Genomic DNA, 20,707 nt, shown 5'->3' on the forward strand with positions numbered 1-20,707 from the left:
TCTTCGACAACCCCTCCATCAAGAACCGCACGAACTGCATCGAGGCGTTGCTCCACAACGGACAACACAACCAGCACCAATCCCGGCCTCCTCGAGTCCAACGCCCCACGGAGACGTCGTACTCAGGCTGCCGAAACATGCCCACGTTGCACATCAACCGGCGCACGAATGTCGCGCATCACCCGGCACAGGACACGGGCTTGCATCGCCAGACTGCCGAACTTGGCTCAGGTAGATCAAGGGTGCGCTGCCTCGATGACCCAAAAGCTCGGCGACATCATCGTCAAGTAGAAGTCGAGTGGCGCTGGTCAGATGGGCGCGGTGCAGCCGGTCGACGGGGGATCGGACGCACCCGTAATGAGCAGGTCAACCGGCTGCTTGCTAACGGATTTGCTAACAGGCGGTGTGGATCGCGGCGCACGGGCATGGACGAGGGAGCCGGGTTCCACGCTCAGCGCGGGCTCGCAGGTAGGTGGCATGGAGCCGGATGGACGGGCGGTCGGCAACTTTCAATCTCAGGGATCGGTCCCCCGGGGTGCCCCCTGAGTTGCCCCGAGGAGGACGATGAACAGCCGTCAAGGGCCCGCGCCACTGAACACCATCCGTGGTCCGGCTACGGGATCGTCGGGCTGTTGTCCCAGCACAATGGACTCGTAATGAGTCGCTCATGGCCGTGAGGCCAGGCCGGCGAGCATGGTCATGTCGGCCGCCACTTCGGCCTGCTGATGTGCTGACACACGACCGAAATTAAAGGGGCACTGATGCCCTAGTAAACAGCCTCTCTAGGCCTCAGAAGTCCCTGTTCGAAGGGACTCTGGCCCCACGAACCGACCCTTTCCGACTCCATTTCGCACCACGAATGATCCCACGGCGGGGATGGATCGCAGGCCCACGTCGTCGACGGGCCACGCTGTGGCGAGGCACAGTCGAGGCTGATGTGTTGACCGGACGAGCCTCCTAGGTCCGCGTGACCCACGTGACGGTGCCACTGACCAAGGCGATGGCGAATCCGATCATAGTCAAGGTCGTCATCGCCGACGGGAACGCGAGGCGCTCATCAACCTTGTGCGAAACCGCCATCCGCGCTGATCCCAGCCTTGCTACACCTATCGAAGGTCGATATATTCCCATCGCAAGCCGATGGGAGGACGGGCCATGGGAAAGCTGACGGTGCGTGCGCTGCGCGGCGTGCTCGTGGTGGTGCTCGCCGGCACCGTGTTCGTACAGGCATCGATGGTGTGGGCGTTGGCCACCGACCCTGAGGAGGGGTCGGTCCCGCTGACCCCGCTGCGCGTGATCACGATCCTGGGCATGGTGTCGGTCCAGGTCGCCCTGGTCTGTGTATGGCGGCTGGTGACGATGGTGCGGCGCGGAACTGTGTTCTCCAATGCCGCCTTCCGGTACGTGGACGTCATGATCGGCGCGATCGTGGCGGCTGCCCTCGTGTGGTTCGCGGTCACGATCCTCAATGCGCCGGGCCAGCGTGCCGACCCCGGCGTGACCGTCATCATGGGCGGGGTTGGCGTGGCCATTCTGGGGGTCGCGCTCATCGTGCTCGTGCTGCGGCTACTGCTCGCCCAGGCCGTCGCGCGCGACGTCGAAGCGGCGCAGCTGCGGGCCGAGTTGAACGAGGTGATCTGATGCCGACGCCCGACATCGCGCAGGCTGAAGTAGGGCTTCCACCCGGGAGCCGCACTTGCACCCCATCTGACCTTTCTGCCAACGCTGTTTGACTCCAGTTGGTCACGACTGGCCCCACGCCGTCGACGCATCGGAGGAGCTGCTAACCGACCTGACCTGGGCGTTCAGATAGCGGTCGTGATGGTGGACGTCGTGCGCAGACTCAACACTGCCAGATCGCCCGGCCTGTCTTCACATAGATCGTCTTGCCGGTGGTCATGTCAGGTTGTGTGACCTGTGCCGCAGGTACTGCCATGTCGTTGGGACCGCCCTGGAGCCGGATGACCGGTCCCCGGTCGGCGGGCGCCGAATCTTGTATCTCCACCGGCGTCGAGGATGTCCTTCACCGCCGGCGCTCCTTCTCCACTTAGGCGGTAAGGGCGTTGTCACCCGCGGGAGGCCGCCGCAGGTTGCCGGTGTCTTGGGCTAGCTCGCAGAGCGTTCGGAGCTCTTGGCGTTCTGTTGCGCGGCTTCGTCTCGCTCCGTTGGCGTGACGCAGATGTGGTCGACCGAGGTGGCCTCGCGCCAGACGAATCCCTCGACGCAGGAGCCGTCGCCCCGGTCTCGGTGCTCATCCTGGTGTGCCTGGTTCTGCTGCAGCGCTTGCTCGTGCTCAACCGACGTGACGCAGACGTTGTCGTCGGCCGTCGCGCGACGCGGTTCGAAACCGTCTCGGCACCCGTTCGAGCTGCCGGCGATGCCTTGGCCGACGAGCCCGACGACTCGGGAACCGTTCGGGAGCTTGACGATCACCTCGGCGCTCCGGTCGCCTTCGGCCGATGGGGTGAACTTCAGCCGGATCGAGCAGGCTGTGCCAGGTTTGAGTGTGCCCTTGCATTGTTTGGTGATCCGGAAGTCGTCCTGATCACGGCCGTCGAGGGTGGCTCCGCTGACGCTGACGGTTGTGGTGCCTGCGGGTTCCAGTCCGAAGCGGCAATCCGACGTGCTGTGCACCTCTGTCGCTTTGCACTCCACCTGGTCTGGTGCCGAGAGCGAGGAGGTGTTCCCGGACCTCGAGCCCGAGCTCGATCCGGGAGCCTTCCAGAAGGTGCCGTCCCGGTCGGCGACGGGTGACTCGCCGTCCCGGAGTACGTCGGAGATGGTGAAGCCGCTGACGGTGAGCAGAAGGGCGAGCGCTGTCAGAAGGACGATGCTCAAGCCCCGGCTCGCGCCTCTGCCTCTGGTGGTGAACACGGCCGTGATCAACGGTGCGATTCCTGCGCCGACCAGTGTGCCCGGACGCCCGGCGTCGAAGAAGCCGGTGAGCACGGTGCCGACAACAGACGCCAGTACTGCGAGCATCAGTTGGATCGCGCCGAGGGCTCGTGAATCCCTCATCTGCTGACCAGACGGCCGATCGGTCGACGTTCGCATCGCCATAGTTCCCCCCAGCTCACAGCCCTACGTTGAGATTCACAGCTGCACTCAGGGGTTGCCAGCCCTGCGAGTCACTGAGTGACACAGCGGTTACGTTTCGGCTGGAACGATCCGCGGGGACATGTCATCCTGTCGTCGCACGGTCCTGCAGTGACTGGGGGAAGCACATGGACGATCGCACTGTCGCGGGCCGCGTCGCCGCGATTCTCGACGCTGTCGCCGGTGGGCAGGACCACACACCACTCGCGAAACTCGCGGCCGAGACGGGCATCCCCAAGCCGACCGTCCGGCGGATTGCCAACCAGCTTGTCGATCTCGGGATCCTCGCTCGTACGCCGAACGGCTACCGCCTCGGCCTGCACCTGATCGAGCTTGGCCTTGCGGCGGCGTCACAGCTCGGTACGGCGGAGGTCGCGGCACCCTATGTCCACGAACTGCATCAACGGACGCGCCAGATCGCCTGGGTAGGTACGGTCAACTCGGACTCTTTGGTCTTCATCGACACGGCCTTCGCTCGCGAACACGCCTCAGCCGTCGCCGCCGGCGATCTCGGCCGGATGCCGATTCCCATGACGACGGCGACCGCCGGCGGGCAGCTCATCCTTGCGGCGCGGCCTGACAGCCTCGGGCCGATCCTGCGCCGGGGACTGACCCGATTCACTCGCTACACCGTCACCAACCCGCGGGCGTTCTTCGACCGCCTGCAGCGCGTCGCCGAAACCGGTGTGGCCCACGAATACGAGGAAGTCGGCCTTGGCTGGTGGTGCTGCGCGACGCTGGTCCCATCCCCAACCGGAACCTACATCTTCGGCCTCACAGCGGAGACCCGCGGCATCTCACCGGCCCGTGGGATGCCTCAACTGCAACGAATCGCCCAGCAACTCGGACACGAACTGACTCGTCCGCAACCTGCGGATCGGGTCACTCAGTGATACGCAAGCATTCTTCCGTCGATGTGCACCCGGCCAGACTGACTCCGTCGGCGCAGACACGTGTGGGGGTGCACCATGGCGAAACAGAGCTCAGGAGGGCGGCGTCGAACGTGCAACGGCGGCTTGGTGCCGCGGGCGGCCAGTCGAAGTACAGGGTCGCGGCCGGTTCGAGGTAGTGCGCGATGCGGCGCTGCATCGACGCGTCCATCTGGAGCGTGCTGAGGTCGGCCTGGGGGACCCAGTGCACCTTGGTGCTTTCGCTGCTGGTGGTGGGTTGGCCGCCGGTGGCTCGGCCGCGGAGGAGGATGGAGAACTCCTGGCGGGCCTCGCCGTTGCTGGTGTAGAGGATGATGTGTTTGGGGTCGGTGTAGATGCCGATGACGTCGACGATCTCGCAGTCGATGCCGGTCTCTTCTTTGGTTTCGCGTACGCCGGCCTGCGACATGGACTCGCCGAGGTCGATCGCGCCGCCGGGCAAGGCCCAGTTGCCGTTATCGGAACGCTGGATCAAGAGGATCTCGCCGGCGTCATTCTCGATGACGACGTTGACGGAAGGGACCATGCTGTTGGCGGCGGGGGCGTTGGGGTCGTCGTAGTAGTCGATTCGCTTCGGCATCAAGCCTCCGTCATCGGGGTCGCTTCGTTCCAGACTCGCTCGAAGCTGTCGAGGTAGTGGCTGGCGAGTTCGCCGCCGGGCATCTTTCGGAGGTGCCAGACCGGTGCCTGCGCGGCGGGTGCGCCGTACACGTGAGTGTTCACGAACAGGCGGTCATCCGCGCGGTAGATCGAGTTGTACAGGACGGTCCGATGGAACCGGAACTCGATGCCCGGGAGGTCGAGCAGGCTGCGGTAGAGGACGAGCGCGTTGTGGATCTTGGCCGCCACCGCATTGCCGACGCCTTCGTCCACCAGGCGGCCGCCTCGGAGTTGGCCGGCCTGCTCGAAGATCCAGCGCTCGGCGATGCTCCTCGCTGTCGCTTTGGGCGGCCTACTTCGAAGTCGATTTCGGATTGAGAGCGCGGCTGGTGTTCCTGGCCATCGAGTATCGGCACGGCCGATCTCGTCACAAGACGGCTGTCTTCGTCCGTGGCATGCCACCCGGCCGTACTGGTGTTGAGGTCGGTATGGCGAGGTGACCGTCACTGTGGATTCAAGGGCAGTCTGCTGGCCACGTCATTGGCAGGGGTGTCTGCCTAGGACGCCAGCGCACGAGCACCGCCAGCGCCTAGTTCCCCTGGTTTGCCGCTGGTGACACGCTTCTTACCGGCGACCCTAATGGGACGCCCGGGCGAGAGTGGTGAGGTTGATGGTTCCCACCAGCAGGCTCGGGAATGCGCTACGCGGCTTGCAGTTCGGCGACGAGTTTCTCGACGCGGTCGCGGATGTCGTCGCGGACTTCGCGGACGACGTCGATGGGTTGGCCCGCGGGGTCGGTGAGTTCCCAGTCTTCGTAGCGTTTGCCGGGGAAGATGGGGCAGGCGTCGCCGCAGCCCATGGTGATGACGACGTCGCTGTCGCGGACCGCTTGGGTGTCGAGGAGTTGGGGTGTGCTGCCGGTGATGTCGATGCCGACTTCGCGCATGGCTTCGATGGCGACGGGGTTGATCTGGTCGGCTGGTTCGGAGCCTGCGGAGCGGATTTCGACGGTGTCTCCGGCGAGGTGGCGCAGCCAGCCTGCGGCCATTTGGGAGCGGCCGGCGTTGTGGATGCAGACGAAGAGTACGGCGGGTTTGCTCACGTGGATGCCCCTGCTTTGGTGGTGTCGGTGTGTGGGGTGACGACGTCGTCGGCGGCCTGCCCGGCGTTGGGGTAGAGGACGACGACCAGGGCGGCGCCTAGGATGGCGCCGAAGGCCTGGAAGACGATGAAGAGGGGCACCGAGCTGGGTGCGATTCCGGCGAAGGTGTCGCTGAAGGCGCGTGCGATGGTGACGGCTGGGTTGGCGAATGAGGTTGACGAGGTGAACCAGTACGCCGAGCCGATGTAGGCGCCGACTGCGAGCGGTGCGAGGTGGGCGCGGCCGGACCAGGCGAGCGCGAAGATCAGCAGGATCAGGCCCGCGGTCGCGACGGTCTCCCCGATGTAGAGGTGGCCGGCTGATCGGTGGTGGGTTGACCAGGAGATCGCGGCTTCGCCGTACATCAGGTTCGCGAGGATCGCGCCCGCGATGCCACCGGCGATCTGGGCGGGCAGGTAGGCGGCGAGGTCGCGGCCGGGCAGGCCGGTGCCGGAGCGTTGGCCGAGCCACCAGTCGACCACGGACACGACGGGGTTGAAGTGGGCGCCGGAGACCGGGCCGAGCATGAGGATCAGCACGGCGAGCCCGAGCGCGGTCGCGAAGGAGTTCTCCAGCAGTTGCAGCCCGACGTCGCCCGGTGAGAGGGATGCGGCGGCGATTCCGGAGCCGACAACGACGGTGACCAGGAGTCCGGTGCCGAGTCCTTCGGCGAGCGCTTTGCGCCAGAGGCTCATGCGCGGCTCACCGGTACGGCGAGTTCGTCCAAGAGCACCCGGACGCGGCGTTCGATCTCGTCGCGGATCGGGCGTACGCCGGTGACGTCGAGGCCGTTGGGGTCGTCCAGGTCCCAGTTCTCGTAGCGGGTGCCGGGGAAGATCGGGCAGGCGTCGCCGCAGCCCATGGTGACGAGGACGTCGGCGGCGCGGACGATCTCGTCGGTCCACGGTTTGGGGAACTCGGTCGAGATGTCGATGCCGCGTTCGGCCATGGCGGCGATCGCAGCGGGGTTGATCTCGATTCCGGGTTCGGAGCCGCCGGACCAGGCGACGGCGTTGTCGCCGGCCAGTTGCTGGAAGAATCCGAGTGCCATCTGGGAGCGGCCGGCGTTGTGCACGCACAGGAACAGCGCGACGGGTTTGCCGTCGTCGTGGTGGCCCTCGACGCGGGCGAGTGCGTGGAGGCGTTGCCGGGCGAAGCGTTCGGCCAGCAGGGGCAGGAAGTTCGGGATCGTGCTGCCGGTCGCGAACCGGTCGTAGCTGGAGTGCAGGAACCGCTCAATCGTCTCGGTGCCGTAGATGTCGGAGAACTCGTCCGTGAGCCGTGCGGCGGCGGTGTTCAGTGCGAGCTGCTGGTCGATGGACAGGTCTTCGCGCCGGTGCCAGGTCAGTTCGGTCATCGGGTGCTCCCGGTGGTGTCTGCCGCTTGGGGTGACAGGGCGGGTGCCAGCCGATCGATCCGGTCGGCGAGTTCGGAGTAGGCGGCCTCGAAGGCCGCGTCGGTATCGACGGGTGCGGGGTCGGGGATCGACCAGTGCAACCGGGCTCGCTGCTCGGGCGGCAGGTGTTCGTGGGCGTTGTCGCACACGGCGATCAGCAAGTCGTCACGCCGTACGACGTCACTGAGGTGCACCGTGCGCCAACCGGAGGTGTCCAGATCGTGGCGGCGGGCAACCTTCAACGCACGGGGATGGACCCGCTCGGCTGGTTGGGTTCCTGCCGAGACAGCAGGCACGTGACTGCGGCGCGACCAGATCGCCGCGGCGAGCTGCGACCGAGCCGAGTTCTGCGTGCAGACGAACACCACCCGCTTCGCCGCCAGCAACGCCGGGGTCGCGATCGCGGTCAGCGCGTCGGGTTCGAGCCGGACATAAGTACGTCGACGGTCGCCCTCGGATCGGGTGCGCATGACCAGGCCGGCCTCTTCCAGCACCTTCAGGTGATGGGCGACCAGGTTGGTCGGCAGGTCCAGCGCCGTACCGAGTTCACCCGGAGCGGCGTCACCGGCGACCAGGGTGTCAACGATCGCGAGCCGCGCCGGATCGCCGAGCGCCGCGTGGATCCGGGCTCGCTCTGCCAAGGTGAATCGCTCAGTGTCCATTGACTCAATGATCACTGAGCTACCTGAGGAGGTCAAGCGACAGCACCTCGGTCGAGCCGAGGCACATCGGGTCAGCTTGCGGCCGAGGCCTCGGGGACCGTGAGCAGGGTCGAGATCCAGCGCAACCGGTCGGGCACGGGCCAGTAGTAGACCCAGGTCCCGCGCCGCTCGCAGTCGACCAGGCCGGCCTCCCGCAGCACCTTGAGGTGATGCGAGATCGTCGGGCCGCTCACGTCGAACTGCGGTGTCAGGTCGCACACGCAGATCTCGTCACCGGCAGACGTGATGATCGAGAACAGCCGGAGCCGGATCGGATCGGCCAGCGCCTTGAACACCGCCGCACCCTCGACCGCCCCGACCGGATCCAGCGCGGCGTCAGAGATCGGCGCGCAGCAACCGCTACTGGCGAGGGGTGTCAGCACGATCTCCTGTTTCGACATGGATCTATCTTGACTCCTGTCTAATCACGAGGCAAGCTGACTGTTGTTTCGATGAACTTCTAGACAGCGGAATGAGATGGGGACGGGAATCATGATCGAAGCTCCGGTGGTGGTCATCGGCGCAGGCCCGATCGGCCTGGCCGCGGCGGCGCACCTGGCCGAGCGCGGGATCGACTTCACGGTGTTGGAGGCCGGCCAAAGTGTCGCGGCGGCGATCGGCGAGTGGCGGCACGTGAAGTTGTTCAGCCCGTGGCGCTACGACATCGACTCGGCCGCGCGTCGGCTGCTCGAACAGGCCGGCGGCTGGACCGAACCCGAGCTGGGCGTGCTGCCGACCGGTGGTGACCTGATCGACGACTACCTCGAGCCGCTCACCAAGACCCCGGAGCTGTCGGGGCGGGTCCGGTACGGCGCCGAGGTCGTCGCGGTGACCCGGGTCGGGTTCGACCGGATCCGCACCGCAGGCCGCGAGGACGCGCCGTTCCTGGTTCGGTTGGCCGATGGCGCGGAGCTGCTGGCCTCGGCGGTGGTCGACGCCGCCGGCACGTGGCGCCGTCCGAACATCCTGGGCGGTTCGGGGATCCCTGCCCGGGGTGAGGCCGCGGCGTCCGGCCACATCGCGTCGGCGCTGCCCGACGTACTCGGCCGTGACCGTGAGCGGTTCGCCGGCCGCCGTACTGCGGTAGTCGGTGCCGGGCACTCGGCGTCGACAACGCTGCTCGAACTGGGCGAGCTGGCCGAACAGGTCCCGGGCACAGAGGTGCTGTGGGTCGTTCGGGGCACCGACCAGGCGCGCACCTACGGCGGCGGCGCGGCCGACGAACTGCCCGCCCGCGGCGCGCTCGGCACGCGGTTGAAGAAGCTGGTGCAGTCCGGCCGGGTCGAGCTCGTCAGCGGCTTCCGCACCGAGGAACTCGCGCTGACCTCGGACGGCCGGGTCGAGCTGATCGCCGGGGACCGGCGCGTGGTGGCCGACACGGTGGTGAACTCGACCGGATTCCGCCCCGACCACGACATGGTCGGCGAGCTGCGCCTCGACCTGGACCCGATCCTCGGATCGACGCGCGCACTCGCTCCGCTGATCGACCCGAACAAGCACTCCTGCGGAACCGTGCCACCGCACGGCGTCGACGAACTCGCCCACCCCGAACCCGGCTACTACGCCGTCGGCGCGAAGTCCTATGGCCGGGCGCCGACGTTCCTGCTCGCAACCGGCTATGAGCAGGCCCGCTCCGTCGTCGCCGCCCTGGCCGGGGACTGGGAGGCAGCGCGCGACGTCCAGCTCGACCTGCCCGAGACAGGCGTGTGCTCGTCCAACCTCGCCTACGGTGACAGCGACTCGGAGGCGGCCGGCGGCTGCTGCGGCCCGGCACCACAAGCCGTCGAGATCACCGCACCCACCAGCCGCGGACTCGCCACCGGTATCAGCGGCGGCCTACTCACCCTGATCGAGGACGCCCCCACCAAGCAGTCCGGCTGCTGCAACTGATGACAGCCACCACCTCCGCGACCGGGACCAACCTGCCCGGTCGCGAAGGTATCCGGCGAGAAGTCATCGCCGCCCGTAGAGACTTGAGGAAGTTCAGTGAAGGTAGCCGTCCCAGGTGGCAGGTGCCCCAGCGCTGGCTGCCCAGGTCGCCGTCGCCGATCTCGAGCAGGTCGCCACGTGCACGGCCGAACCAGCACGCGCGGCCCGGCAACGCGGCCCCGCAACGCGGCCCGGCAACGCGGCACGATAGGGCCAATAGGTTGGGTCGGAGGAGGAGTTCGATGCGGTTCGGGTTGGACGTTCCGGTTAATGGAGCTTTTGCGGATCCGCGGTTGTTGGGACGGCTGGCGGGAGAGGCAGAGCGGGCCGGGTGGGACGGGTTTTTCGTCCAGGACATCCTGAGCTCGGTGGACCCGGTCGCGGATCCATGGGTCGCGCTGACCGCGGCTGCGCTCGCGACCGAGCATTTGGCGATCGGATCCCTGCTCACACCGCTGCCGCGACGGCGGCCGTGGGAGGTTGCCAGGCAGGCAGCGACGCTCGATCGGTTGAGCGGCGGTCGGCTGATTTTCGCGGCTGGGCTCGGAAACGCGGAGCAGGACTTCACGCCGTTCGGCGATCCGTGGGATCCGGTGGTTCGTGCGGAGCTGCTCGACGAAGGACTCGACATCATCCGTGGGATGTGGTCGGGGGAACCGTTCAGCTACAGCGGCAACCACTTCGAACTGAACGAGGCGCTGTTGCGGCCGAGCCCAGTGCAGGCGCCGCGGATACCGGTCTGGCTAGCCACGGGCTGGCCTCGGCGCAGGCCATTGCGCCGGGCTGCACGCTGGGAGGGCGTCTATCTGATGACAGTACGGCAAGACACCGGGCAACTGCTCTCACCGGACGACATCACGCAGATCGCCAATTTCCTCAGGGAGCAACGCGGCGACGGTACGACCGGCGACATCGCCTTCAACCCTGAGCAGGCCGCAGACGCCGCACGAACCCGAGACCATGTCCAGGCCTTCTCGGAAGCCGGCGCAACCTGGTGGATCGACATGGGCCCCGACGGCGGACCCGACGCCTACCTCACCCACATCCGCAACGGTCCACCACAGCCCTGAGCAAAACTGACGCCCCGCAAGTCTCGGTGGCGATGTCGTACAGCACTTCCATGTGATGCCGACGATGCGGTTCGCCCCGTCGCACTTGCTGTAACGCCAGACGCCGGCCGCGCCACCAGCAGACGCCCAGATCTCAGCTCACGTCGCCGGACGGCACCCGATTCGGCGGCGCCAGCGCGATCCCCTCCGCCTTGTCCTTCGAGCGAATCGCGTCCTCGCAGCGGCCAAGTTTCACGATCATCACGCCCACGGGGGTGCTCCCGGCTGCCAGTCAGGTAGCTGTTCGACTTGTTCCTGGGTCGACTCCCGGCCGCTGTTACGGCCGGTTGCCGTGTCCGGCATCGGTTGCTCCTGCGTCGATGGTCGTTACCTCCACCCCTGGAACTCAGTGGAAGCCTGGATCTGCAGGACGGTTGGGTGCCGGTCGGTGAGGCCCGCCGCAGCCTCCGGACCGCTCTGGTCGAAGCCGGCTACCTGCCAGACCAGCAGCTCGATTGAGCGACGTACGCCGCCTGAGGAGGAATGTCCGGCTCGTGAGGAAAGGTCCGGTGGCGGTCGTGACACTGGGGAGGTATGGCTATGGAATCTGTTGCGAACTCGGTGCAGTTGCCGCCGTTGGACAATCCGAACGAGCGGTCGGCGGTCGGTGCGGAGCTGCAGGTCGTGCTGCAGGATCTGATCGATCTGTCGCTGATCGGCAAGCAGCTGCACTGGAGTGTGGTTGGGGCAGCTGCGCATAGTGTGCACCTGTTCCTCGACGAGTTGGTGGGGGAGTGGCGCGAGCTCGCGGACGTTGTCGCTGAGCGAGCGGTGACGTTGGGATTCGTCCCCGATGGGCAGAGTTCGGCAGTGGCGGCCGGATCGCGTGTCGAAGCTGTCGAGGTGCAGTCGTTGGCTGATCACGCGGTGGTCTGGGAGCTCGGTCGGCGGGTCGCGGCGGTGGCGGAACGGATCCGTGAGCGGCTGGGCTCGATCGGTGCGGCGGATCTGGTGACGCAGGACGTGCTGATCAAGGTGGTCGGGATGTTGGAGAAGCACCAGTGGCTGCTGCGTGTGCAGCTGGGGCAGAAGGCCTGATGGCCGTCACCAGGGGATTCCTCGGTCGGCGGCCTGCCGACTCCGCACGCGTACCTCCCGGGCAGTACCTGACACGGGACTTCCCGGTGCTGTCGGCCGGGCCGACCCCGTACACGCGACTGGACACGTGGGACTTCACGGTCCGTGGACTCGTGAACCGGCCGGTCTCGTGGTTGTGGCAGGAGTTCCAGGAACTGCCCCACGAGAAGTTCACCGTCGACATCCACTGTGTGACGAAGTGGACGAAGCTGGACACGACCTGGTCGGGTGTCTCGCTCGACACCTTGCTCGATGCTGCCCCCACGCAGGCGTCGCATGCGGTGGCGTTCTGCGACGGCGGCTACACGACGAACGTCCCGCTGGCGGATCTGCGGGGTGGAAAGGCCTGGGTCGTCGACGAGTACGACGGCCGGCCGCTCGACCCGGAACACGGTGGGCCGGCACGACTTCTCGTACCGCACCTGTACTTCTGGAAGAGCGCGAAGTGGATCCGTGGCCTGGAGCTCCGTGCAGCGGATCAGCCCGGGTTCTGGGAGATGTTCGGCTATCACAACTATGGAGACCCGTGGAAAGAGCAGCGCTACCAGGGCGACTGACATGGCAGACCGCGACGGTGGTCTCGATGACCGTCGAGACTCCGCGGGTGACCACCATCGCGCTTGCCATGCAGGATCGGCCCGGGCACCGCGCGGGTCAGCACGTCGACGTACGGCTGACGGCACCCGACGGGTACCAGACGGAGCGGAGCTATTCGATCGCGTCGGCACCTGAGGACGCGTACGTGTCGCTCACCGTCGAGCGACTCGACGACGGTGAGGTGTCGCCCTATCTGGTGGACGAGTTGCGACCAGGTGACGAGCTCGAGTTGCGGGGCCCGGTCGGCGGATACTTCGTCTGGGACAACGAGTTCGGTGGTGATCCGTTGTTCCTGGTCGCGGGCGGATCCGGACTGGCTCCCTTCCGGTCGATGCTCCGGCATCACCGCGCGAGCGGCAGCGGGGCGCCTGTTCGCGTGCTGTGTTCGGCGCGGTCGCTGGAGTTGTTGATCTACCGTGAGGAACTCTTCAAGCTGGCGGCCGACGACTTGGTCGATGTCTCGGTCACGCTGACTCGTGAGGTCCCGGACGATTGGCGTGGCTATCGCGGACGCATCGACCTGGCACTCCTGGCCACCACCGGATGGTCGCGCAAGGAGGAGCCGCGCACCTACATCTGCGGACCGACGGCATTTGTCGAGACCGCGGCCGCAGGCATGGTTGCTTTGGGGCATGACCCGGGCCGGATCCGGACCGAACGCTTCGGCGGGACAGGAGTGTGACGACGATGCAACCTCTCGATGGCAACGCGATGGCGGGCGTCATGCATGACCTCTTCGGGCGAGACATGACGACCATGGGATACAGGTGCACCGGTTGTGGGAAGACCGGTGTGGTGGCCGAGATGGCGGTGTACGCGTCCGGGCCTGGCACGGTCGCTCGGTGCAGGGACTGCGACACGATCCTGCTGATGCTCAGTGAACGGCGTGGCATGTACTGCATCGATGCGCCGGGACTGACAGAGCTGATACTCCCGCCCGTCTAGTCCTGATTAACGACAACCTGCTGTTCACCCTCGACGTGGAAGGTGCCAGATGACGATCCAGACCCCGCCCGACCCGACCGCAGACGAGATGGCCATGCACCTGCCGCAGGCCATCAACAGGTTCCTGCGTGAAGCAGATCCGCAGCACAAGGCGAACGCGCACGACCTGCTCGCGGCCTTCGCGCCCGACGCCGTTGTGATCGACAACGAGAAGACCTACACCGGTCACGACGAGATCCACCACTGGCGTGAAGCGGAGTCCACCAAGTACACCTACACGGCCATGGCGACCCACGTCGAGAAGTTCGATGACGGCCACTACGTGGTCACCAACCGCCTCGAGGGCGACTTTCCCGGCGGTGTCGTCGATGTCATCTACCGCATCAAGCTCGCCGATGGCCTCATCACCAGGCTCGAGATCGCTCCCTGACTCCTCGGCATCTAACATTCGCGATCCGACGGAAGGGCCAACAGTCATGAGTGAGAGCTTCGAAGGCCGCAAGATCGTGGTCGTCGGCGGTAGCAGCGGTATCGGTCTCAAGACCGCGGAGAATGTGATGGCAGCGGGCGGCTCCGCAGTGATCGTCGGTCGCCCCGGGCAGAAACTCGACGACGCCGTCGCAGGTCTGTCCAGGTCGGGCTCCGCAGGGGCGATCCCAGCCGACCTGACCGACTGGGACCAAGTGCTCGACGCCCAGAAACAACTGGCGGAGAACCACGCCGATGCCACGCTCCTCGTCAACTCAGCGGGCCTGGTCCGGCTCAAGACGTTTCTCGACCACGACGTCGCGGACTACGACTCGTACCACGACCTCAACCGGGCGACGTACTTCCTCACCCAGACCGTCGTCCGAGGCATGGTCGCCGGCGGCCGGGGCGGCGCGATCGTGAACGTCGGCGCGATGTGGGCACACCAGGCCCTCGCCGCGACGCCGTCATCGGCCTTCTCGATGGCCAAAGCGGGCCTCCACGCACTCACGCACAACTTGGCCATCGAACTCGCCGGCAACGGCATCCGGGTGAACGCAGTGGCCCCCGCCGTCACTGACACGCCCCACTTCGACTGGATTCCCGCGGACCAGCGCGCAGCCACGCTGCAGCAGATGGCCGGTCTACACCCGCTCGGCCGCGTCGGTGCTCCACAGGACGTGGCTGCCGCGATCATGTTCCTCCTGTCTCCGGCCTCGGACTGGACCACGGGTGCAATCCTCAACGTCGACGGCGGTGTCATGGCCGGCCGCAACTGATCCCGACACGAACCGACGGGACCCGCGCTGTACGCGCGGGTCCCGTCCGGAACTCTGACTCGAGAACTTTCCGGATGCGGCTCAGGCGCGAAATGGTGTTCGGTCATGGCCGAGGCGGTCGGTCCAGGTCGAAGGCCACGTCAGCCCTCAACGCCCACCCCGAACATGCCGACGTTCTCGACCCGGCACACCCCGGTGCACACATATCCAGGCACCGGAACGCGCACTGAACGTCCGGTATGGCGCCTGCACGCCCGCCGCACGATCTCGAGCCCACGGCTGCGGACCTGGCGGCTGAAACTGATCCGCCAGGCGCGCCGGCCGTCGGGCGGTCCTTATGAGCGAACTCGGATGATGGTCTTTCCCTTGGTGCGTTCGGTGGAGTTGAAGGTGGCTACGGCATCGTCGAGGGCTGCCACGGTGCCGATGTTCGTGCGTAGCCGTCCGTCGCGGACGCGTTGGACGATCTCCACGAGCTGGGCACGGTCGGCTTCGACGACGAAGTCGATCGCCAGGCCGTCCGCGGGGCGTGACTCGGGTGGTCCGACGACGGTGACCAGGGTTCCGCCGGGGCGAACGAGTGCTGCGGAGCGCTTCTGGACGTCGCCGCCGATGACGTCGAACACCAGGTCGACCCCGCCGACATCCTCCAGTGACTCACTGTCCAGGTCGACGAAGGCGTGGGCGCCGTAGTCGAGCGCCTTCTCGCGGTCGGCAGCGCGTCCGGTGCCGATCACGTACGCGCCGAACTCACGCGCGAGCTGCGTCACCATCGTCCCGACCGCGCCGGCCGCGCCGTGGGCGAGCACGGTCTGACCGGCTTCGAGGCGGCCGTGCTGGAACAGTCCCTGCCACGCGGTCAGTCCGGAGATCGGCAGGCTCGCGCCGACCGAGAAGTCGACGTCGCCGGGGAGCGGCGCGAGGTTGCGTGCCTCGATCGCCACGTACTCCGCGAGCGTGCCGTCGCGGTGCCAGTCCGCGAGGCCGAACACCCGCTGACCGACGGACAGTCCGGTCGTGCCGTAGCCGAGCGCGGCGACGACGCCGGCCAGCTCGTGCCCGGGGATCGACGGTGTCCGGTCGCGGTCGGCGCGATCGATCCACGTCGACGGCCAGGTCAGCTCGGTCGGAACGTAGCCCGAGGCGTGGATCTCGACGACCACATCGTTGATCGCCGGCGACGGCTGGGGACGCTCGGCCAGCGTCATACCACCCGTCCCCGCATTCTCGTCCGCCACCACAATTGCCCTCATCCGGCACCTCCCCGTATCCAGCTCTCGCTTGCACCGCATTTGCGGTTCACACGCGTTGGCGGCACCACACCCTCGACGTCTTACCACACAGGTCGAGTTCGATGCGGGGCGTGCGACTCCCGAGTCGCACGACCACTAACGGTCATCAGAACGGGCTGCTGACCCGCGTGATGTCGGGTGCGATGAGGCGATGGAGGCGCTGTCCACCGGTGCCGGCAGCCACGTCGTCCTCGGGCATCGGTGCGTTGTCCGCGACGGTCTGGGCCTATCACAGGTGGCCCGGGCGTTCGAGGCGTGGTTCCTGATGTCTGCACGTACTTCTGCGAGCGCGTCCATGCGGATCTCGATTCGTGGGGAGTAAGAGTGGCGCAGGGCGGCGACACCGTCTAGCTGGGACGAGGTCGGCGTACTCGGCGCGCCTTCGTATCAGATCGGCCGACCTTTCCGAGTTCGTACGGCGCGGTATCCGAGGGAGCCAGGAGGTCAGTGATGGCGGCGACGATCGGCATCGTGGGCTCCGGTGCGGTGGGACGGGCGCTCGCCGCTCATGTCGTCGCGTCGGGGCGGAACGTCGTACTGTGCAACAGCCGCAGTCCGGCGACACTGGAATCCGCGGTGGACGACCTCGGCCCCAGGGCGAGTGCCCTCGAGACGAGTGCTGTTGCGGCCGCGGACCTCGTCGTCCTCGCGATCCCGTGGCACGTGGTCGTCCCGTTGCTCGAGCAGCTGCCGCCGTGGCACGGCCGGACCCTCATCGACGCCACGGCGCCCGCGAGCCACCTTCGTCTGCCGCAACCGCACGACCTCGGCGGGCTTACCTCGAGCGAGCTCGTCCAGGCATCCGCCGCCGGCGCCAGGGTGGTCAAGGCGTTCTGCACGTTGCCGGCTTCGGTCCTCGCACTGCCGCCCGCGAACGCAGCCGGGCGGCGGGTCATGTTCCTGTCCGGCGACGACGCGGAGGCCCGCGCGGTGGTCAGCGTACTCATCGACGACATCGGCTACGCGCCCGTGGACCTTGGGAGCTTGGCTGCTGGCAGTGCGCTTCAGCAGCCCGGGGGTCCGTTGGCCGGCTTGGATCTGCGGCGTGCGGACTGACGGCTCAAACAGGACGATGGCAACCCGTCGACGAGAAGCTGACGGCGAACCAACGGATGGTCTTTGTCGCGCTGGTGCTGAACGGGATGCCCACCGACGTACTCGCCGATCAGCTCGGCGCGACGCACAATGCCATCTACAAGATGATGCCCGTCGCAGGCTGCGCCTCGCTCTGATCGAGGCCGGCTACCTACCGGAACAACAGACCGCATGACGGTGCAGTAGGAGATCGTCGGACGAGGAGACCCTTATGGCAATCGTGAACCGCGGGTTCGAAGGTAGGGGCGGCTCAGATGATCAGCGGCTGCCACCTGGCCAGCATCTCACCGATGGCTTCCCGGTGTTGTCGGCGAGTGTGACGCCACTGATCCCCAAGGACAAGTGGGAGCTGACGGTCACGTCGGAGACCGGCACGCAGCGAACCTGGCGATGGCACGACCTGCTCGCCCTTCCGTTGGAGTCGCCGGTGGTCGACATCCATTGCGTCACCAGATGGTCCAAACTCGGGACCCGCTGGGAAGGAGTACCGGTCGATGCCGTCCTCGCCGATGTGGATACCGAGGCGACACACGTCATGGTCAGCTCGTACGGCGGCTACACGACGAACCTGCCGCTGACCGACTTACGTGGTGGGAAGGCCTGGATCGCCTACCGGTACGACGGACAGGAGCTCGCCGCGTTGCACGGCGGCCCGGCCCGTCTACTCGTACCGCACCTGTACTTCTGGAAGTCGGCCAAATGGCTCAACGGATTGCGACTGATGCTCCGCGACGAGCCCGGCTTCTGGGAGGGGGCCGGCTACCACAACCACGGCGATCCCTGGCGCGAGGAACGCTACGAGTTCGACTGAGACGGGTCGGGCATCACCGGTCTGGCCGGCCGCAGCGTCGTACGAGAGGCCGTGTCTCGACAACGTTGCCGTCACCGTCGGGTGAGTCGCGCTGAGATGCAAACGGCATCCCGAGATCCAGCAGTGCCGCTGGATCTCGTCGGCGAAGTGTTGCAGGCAGTCCTCCAACGCGAAATGTCGGCAGCCTCTTCGATCTCTGCGCAAACCAGTCGCCAAGGCCATGAGCCCGCCCTAGGTTGTAGAGGTGGCTCTACGACTGGAAGCAGTGGTCTTCGACGTGGCCGACGCGACCGCGGTGGCGGCCTTCTGGGCCGGGCTGCTCGACCGAGAGGTCCGCACGGAGCCTGGCGGCGCGTTTGTACCAGGTGACAAGACGCAGGTCGGGCTTCGCTTCGTCACCTCCGACACCGTGCAGGTTGGCCCGCGACAGCTGCATCTGCACCTGACCAGCACCAGCCTTGAACACCAGCAGCGAACCGTCGAGACAGCGCTGCGCCTGGGCGGCCGCCACATTGACGTGGGCCAAGGACCCGATGTCAACTTCGTCGTACTGGCCGACCCTGGCGGCAACGAGCTCTGTGTGATCGAGCCGGGCAACAACTATCTGGCCGGCACCGGCTACCTCGGCGAGGTCACCTGTGACGGAACACGAGACGTCGGCCTGTTCTGGCGCGACGCGCTGGGCTGGCCGCTGGTGTTGGACGAGCAGGAGCAGACCGCGGTCCAGTCGCCGCTCGGCGGCACCAAGATTTCATGGGACTCATGGGGCGGACCGCCGATCCAACCCAAGAACGCAAGGAACCGGCAGCGCTTCGACCTGGTCACCGCGGACCCCGCCAGGGAGGCGGAACGACTGGTCTCACTCGGTGCGACCCGTCTTGCCGACCGGTCTGACCGCGTCGAAATGGCCGACCCGAACAGCAACGAATTCGGCCTCCACACAGCCTGAGTCGCAAGTCACCGTCTCCAGCCGCGCGCCGGTCAGGCATCCGCGTAGAGCCCTACCAACCCCCTTCCCCTGGTGTCTGGGTCGACGGCGACCATGTCGATCTCTCCAATGCCGCGGCCGGGGTTCAGAACGCATCCGTCCCCGCATGCCCATCACCGGCGCGTCGTTCAATAGTCCGGTCAGCGGGCTGGTGCTGTTCTGCGCCACCAAGATGCGTTCTGCCACCCTCTACCGCGTTCTCGCGGCGGCTCCTCGTGCTCATCGCCGCTGCTCTGGCAGCGCACCACCTCGACACTCTGCCTACGCCAGACCTGGCTAACGCCGTGCGGATCCCGGTCGGAGTCGCCGCGGGACTGGCCGTCGGCGTCGCCGCTGCGCTTCGGGGCGTGGCTGGCCGGCGAACTGCTCATCCCCACCATCGTGCTGCTGTTCGGCGTTGCCATCACCGTCGCCGACAGTCTGTCCCTTGCGGTGTCGTTACCCCACCATGCTGGTCGCGTTCGCCCGCTACAGCAGCTTCACCAGCCTCCGCGCCAACCTCGGCTTCGTCGTCGCGATGACGGCCGGAACCATCCTCGGCGGCCTGCTCCTCGGCCTGGTCTCCGCGAGCGTCCTCATCCCGTTACTCGCGCTCTTGCTGATCCTGTCGGCCGTAAAGGCCTGGCGGCACTGACCTACCGTATAGCGCACGGTTCAGATACCGCTCGTTGCCAACGCACAGCATCGACCTGACACAGACCGACGTCGAGACACCGCCGACCTACCGACCCGGGCCGGGATGGCACGGTTACGGGTCGCGTCTCCCCGCCGGCCTGCAGGCTGGCCGGTACCACTAGCAACGGGAGTGCCTCGAACTCCGACTCGAACCCCGCGCGGTAAATCCGGCTCTGACTTGGCGAGTTGACGCCAGCTCGGCCGACTCGATCCACACCCGGATCAGGGTGGAGCTGACGGACTAGTCCGCGAACGGTCCGACCCGCGGCCGACGCGGAATTCTGCTAAGGATGGAGTGTTGATGAGATTGTCCTTCTCCACACGACGGTTCGGTGTTGCGGTGGCCGTTCTGGCCGCCGGCCTCGCGTTCGGCACCACCACGTCGTCGGCGTCTGCCGGCCCGGACGGCGGGCAAAGCGCGGCCGCAGCGACAGCTTTGGCGTCGACTCTTCGGGCTCAGACGGAGGCCAACCACCTTTCGTCCCAGGAGGCTCGGTCACTGCAAGGTCAGGTCGACCAGGTGGTCGCCCGTACCGGCGGCACCCAGGTCGCGATCAACCGGGTCGTCTGGGATGGGGGCGACACGCTGATTCCGCTGCCCGGTGAGGCCGTGGCTCGAGAGCTCGGCGCCACGACGTTGGCCGGGGATGTCTACGGCTGCCACTACTACCAGTTCTGCACCTATCAGACGCAGAGCTTCACCGGCATGGTCGACCGGATGTCGAGCTGTACGTGGCACTACACCCCCTCGTGGTTCGCGTCGTACGTGAACAACCAGACCCCAGGCCTGCGCGCCAAGTTCTACGACCACGGCAAGCACTACCTGGCCCAGACGATGGAGGCTCCTTTCCACGGCACAACCTCGTTCGGTGGCGACACGTACTGGATCGTTCCCTGCTGACTGGGGGCATGGTGGTTCGTGCTGCTGAGGGCGTATCTCGGTGAGGGTGCAAGATCCCCGCCTGGCCACTGGGCGGGAGCGTGGTGTCGGCGGGCTAGATGCCTTGCAGATTCGACTTCCTCGCGGCGCCGGCCCAGGGAGGCGCGGCTACGGCTTGCGTCTCCCGGGGCTGGTTTCG

24 protein-coding genes are annotated in these 20,707 nt (G+C 66.8%); 15 read left to right on the forward strand and 9 right to left on the reverse strand.

Annotated features, from left to right (window positions below; all coding sequences use genetic code 11):
• Nucleotides 1-1,155: 1,155 nt before the first annotated feature.
• A complete protein-coding gene (locus E0H73_RS38555; protein WP_131365055.1) occupies nt 1,156-1,641 on the forward strand; it encodes a DUF2975 domain-containing protein in 486 nt (161 codons plus the stop codon).
• 465 nt (nt 1,642-2,106) lie between these two features.
• On the opposite strand, the gene E0H73_RS38560 is transcribed toward E0H73_RS38555, so the two are convergent.
• Nucleotides 2,107-3,018, reverse strand: coding sequence for a hypothetical protein (locus E0H73_RS38560; protein ID WP_131365057.1), 912 nt, complete (start codon nt 3,016-3,018; stop codon nt 2,107-2,109).
• Between the two features lie 206 nt (nt 3,019-3,224).
• Here E0H73_RS38560 and E0H73_RS38565 point away from each other — a divergent pair, with 206 nt between their 5' ends.
• On the forward strand, nt 3,225-3,989 hold the full coding sequence (locus tag E0H73_RS38565) for an IclR family transcriptional regulator (RefSeq protein WP_131365059.1): 765 nt from the start codon (nt 3,225-3,227) through the stop codon (nt 3,987-3,989).
• Here the strand turns inward: E0H73_RS38565 and E0H73_RS38570 are convergent.
• The 7 genes from E0H73_RS38570 to E0H73_RS38600 all read right to left on the reverse strand — a co-directional run bounded on the left by E0H73_RS38570 (nt 3,979) and on the right by E0H73_RS38600 (nt 8,264).
• Nucleotides 3,979-4,605 carry an NUDIX hydrolase gene (locus E0H73_RS38570; protein WP_131365061.1) on the reverse strand — a complete coding sequence of 209 codons (627 nt, stop codon included), beginning with the start codon at nt 4,603-4,605 and terminating at the stop codon, nt 3,979-3,981. The two genes, E0H73_RS38565 and E0H73_RS38570, sit on opposite strands and share 11 nt — an antisense overlap.
• Complete coding sequence (locus tag E0H73_RS38575) at nt 4,605-4,898, reverse strand: hypothetical protein (protein WP_202867773.1); 294 nt, start codon at nt 4,896-4,898, stop codon at nt 4,605-4,607. Before E0H73_RS38575 ends, E0H73_RS38570 begins: the two co-directional genes overlap by 1 nt.
• A gap of 427 nt (nt 4,899-5,325) precedes the next feature.
• Nucleotides 5,326-5,727 (reverse strand): arsenate reductase ArsC, encoded by a 402-nt coding sequence (locus E0H73_RS38580; RefSeq protein ID WP_420323448.1) that lies wholly within the window; start codon nt 5,725-5,727, stop codon nt 5,326-5,328.
• Nucleotides 5,724-6,461: an aquaporin gene (locus E0H73_RS38585; protein ID WP_131365063.1), complete on the reverse strand. Its 738-nt coding sequence runs from the start codon at nt 6,459-6,461 to the stop codon at nt 5,724-5,726. The genes E0H73_RS38580 and E0H73_RS38585 overlap by 4 nt, the downstream gene beginning before the upstream one ends.
• Nucleotides 6,458-7,123, reverse strand: coding sequence for an arsenate reductase ArsC (locus E0H73_RS38590; RefSeq protein WP_131365065.1), 666 nt, complete (start codon nt 7,121-7,123; stop codon nt 6,458-6,460). Before E0H73_RS38590 ends, E0H73_RS38585 begins: the two co-directional genes overlap by 4 nt.
• The gene (locus tag E0H73_RS38595) at nt 7,120-7,824 is read right to left on the reverse strand and encodes an arsenate reductase/protein-tyrosine-phosphatase family protein (protein WP_131365067.1); all 705 of its coding nucleotides are present in this window, start codon (nt 7,822-7,824) and stop codon (nt 7,120-7,122) included. Before E0H73_RS38595 ends, E0H73_RS38590 begins: the two co-directional genes overlap by 4 nt.
• 71 nt (nt 7,825-7,895) lie before the next feature.
• Entirely contained in the window at nt 7,896-8,264 is a 369-nt protein-coding gene (locus tag E0H73_RS38600; RefSeq protein ID WP_131365068.1) for an ArsR/SmtB family transcription factor, read from the reverse strand.
• Nucleotides 8,265-8,355: 91 nt separating this feature from the next.
• Between E0H73_RS38600 and E0H73_RS38605 the strand changes: the two genes are divergently transcribed.
• The 8 genes from E0H73_RS38605 (at nt 8,356) to E0H73_RS38640 (ending at nt 14,767) form a co-directional block, all read left to right on the forward strand.
• Nucleotides 8,356-9,753: an FAD-dependent oxidoreductase gene (locus tag E0H73_RS38605; RefSeq protein WP_131365070.1), complete on the forward strand. Its 1,398-nt coding sequence runs from the start codon at nt 8,356-8,358 to the stop codon at nt 9,751-9,753.
• Between the two features lie 281 nt (nt 9,754-10,034).
• Nucleotides 10,035-10,862 carry an LLM class flavin-dependent oxidoreductase gene (locus tag E0H73_RS38610; RefSeq protein WP_165555983.1) on the forward strand — a complete coding sequence of 276 codons (828 nt, stop codon included), beginning with the start codon at nt 10,035-10,037 and terminating at the stop codon, nt 10,860-10,862.
• Nucleotides 10,863-11,441: 579 nt separating this feature from the next.
• Nucleotides 11,442-11,939 (forward strand): Dps family protein, encoded by a 498-nt coding sequence (locus tag E0H73_RS38615; RefSeq protein WP_165555984.1) that lies wholly within the window; start codon nt 11,442-11,444, stop codon nt 11,937-11,939.
• Nucleotides 11,939-12,535 carry a sulfite oxidase-like oxidoreductase gene (locus tag E0H73_RS38620; RefSeq protein WP_131365075.1) on the forward strand — a complete coding sequence of 199 codons (597 nt, stop codon included), beginning with the start codon at nt 11,939-11,941 and terminating at the stop codon, nt 12,533-12,535. The genes E0H73_RS38615 and E0H73_RS38620 overlap by 1 nt, the downstream gene beginning before the upstream one ends.
• A gap of 26 nt (nt 12,536-12,561) precedes the next feature.
• A complete protein-coding gene (locus E0H73_RS38625) occupies nt 12,562-13,257 on the forward strand; it encodes a ferredoxin reductase (RefSeq protein WP_238164556.1) in 696 nt (231 codons plus the stop codon).
• A 5-nt stretch (nt 13,258-13,262) separates the two neighbouring features.
• Entirely contained in the window at nt 13,263-13,520 is a 258-nt protein-coding gene (locus tag E0H73_RS38630; RefSeq protein WP_131365079.1) for a DUF6510 family protein, read from the forward strand.
• Between the two features lie 49 nt (nt 13,521-13,569).
• Nucleotides 13,570-13,950 carry a nuclear transport factor 2 family protein gene (locus E0H73_RS38635; RefSeq protein ID WP_202867774.1) on the forward strand — a complete coding sequence of 127 codons (381 nt, stop codon included), beginning with the start codon at nt 13,570-13,572 and terminating at the stop codon, nt 13,948-13,950.
• Nucleotides 13,951-13,996: 46 nt separating this feature from the next.
• Nucleotides 13,997-14,767 carry an SDR family NAD(P)-dependent oxidoreductase gene (locus E0H73_RS38640; protein WP_131365080.1) on the forward strand — a complete coding sequence of 257 codons (771 nt, stop codon included), beginning with the start codon at nt 13,997-13,999 and terminating at the stop codon, nt 14,765-14,767.
• Nucleotides 14,768-15,102: 335 nt separating this feature from the next.
• Here E0H73_RS38640 and E0H73_RS38645 read toward each other — a convergent pair whose 3' ends face one another.
• The gene (locus E0H73_RS38645; RefSeq protein WP_131365082.1) at nt 15,103-16,020 is read right to left on the reverse strand and encodes an NADP-dependent oxidoreductase; all 918 of its coding nucleotides are present in this window, start codon (nt 16,018-16,020) and stop codon (nt 15,103-15,105) included.
• A gap of 489 nt (nt 16,021-16,509) precedes the next feature.
• Between E0H73_RS38645 and E0H73_RS38650 the strand changes: the two genes are divergently transcribed.
• The 5 genes from E0H73_RS38650 to E0H73_RS38670 all read left to right on the forward strand — a co-directional run bounded on the left by E0H73_RS38650 (nt 16,510) and on the right by E0H73_RS38670 (nt 20,529).
• A complete protein-coding gene (locus E0H73_RS38650; RefSeq protein WP_131365084.1) occupies nt 16,510-17,115 on the forward strand; it encodes an NADPH-dependent F420 reductase in 606 nt (201 codons plus the stop codon).
• A gap of 250 nt (nt 17,116-17,365) precedes the next feature.
• Entirely contained in the window at nt 17,366-17,965 is a 600-nt protein-coding gene (locus E0H73_RS38655; RefSeq protein WP_131365086.1) for a sulfite oxidase-like oxidoreductase, read from the forward strand.
• 244 nt (nt 17,966-18,209) lie between these two features.
• A complete protein-coding gene (locus tag E0H73_RS38660) occupies nt 18,210-18,914 on the forward strand; it encodes a VOC family protein (protein ID WP_131365087.1) in 705 nt (234 codons plus the stop codon).
• Nucleotides 18,915-19,380: 466 nt separating this feature from the next.
• Nucleotides 19,381-19,587 (forward strand): hypothetical protein, encoded by a 207-nt coding sequence (locus tag E0H73_RS38665; RefSeq protein ID WP_131365089.1) that lies wholly within the window; start codon nt 19,381-19,383, stop codon nt 19,585-19,587.
• Between the two features lie 342 nt (nt 19,588-19,929).
• On the forward strand, nt 19,930-20,529 hold the full coding sequence (locus E0H73_RS38670) for a hypothetical protein (RefSeq protein ID WP_131365091.1): 600 nt from the start codon (nt 19,930-19,932) through the stop codon (nt 20,527-20,529).
• Nucleotides 20,530-20,707 lie beyond the last annotated feature (178 nt).

Source organism: Kribbella pittospori (assembly GCF_004331465.1).
GTDB classification, from domain to species: Bacteria; Actinomycetota; Actinomycetes; order Propionibacteriales; family Kribbellaceae; genus Kribbella; species Kribbella pittospori.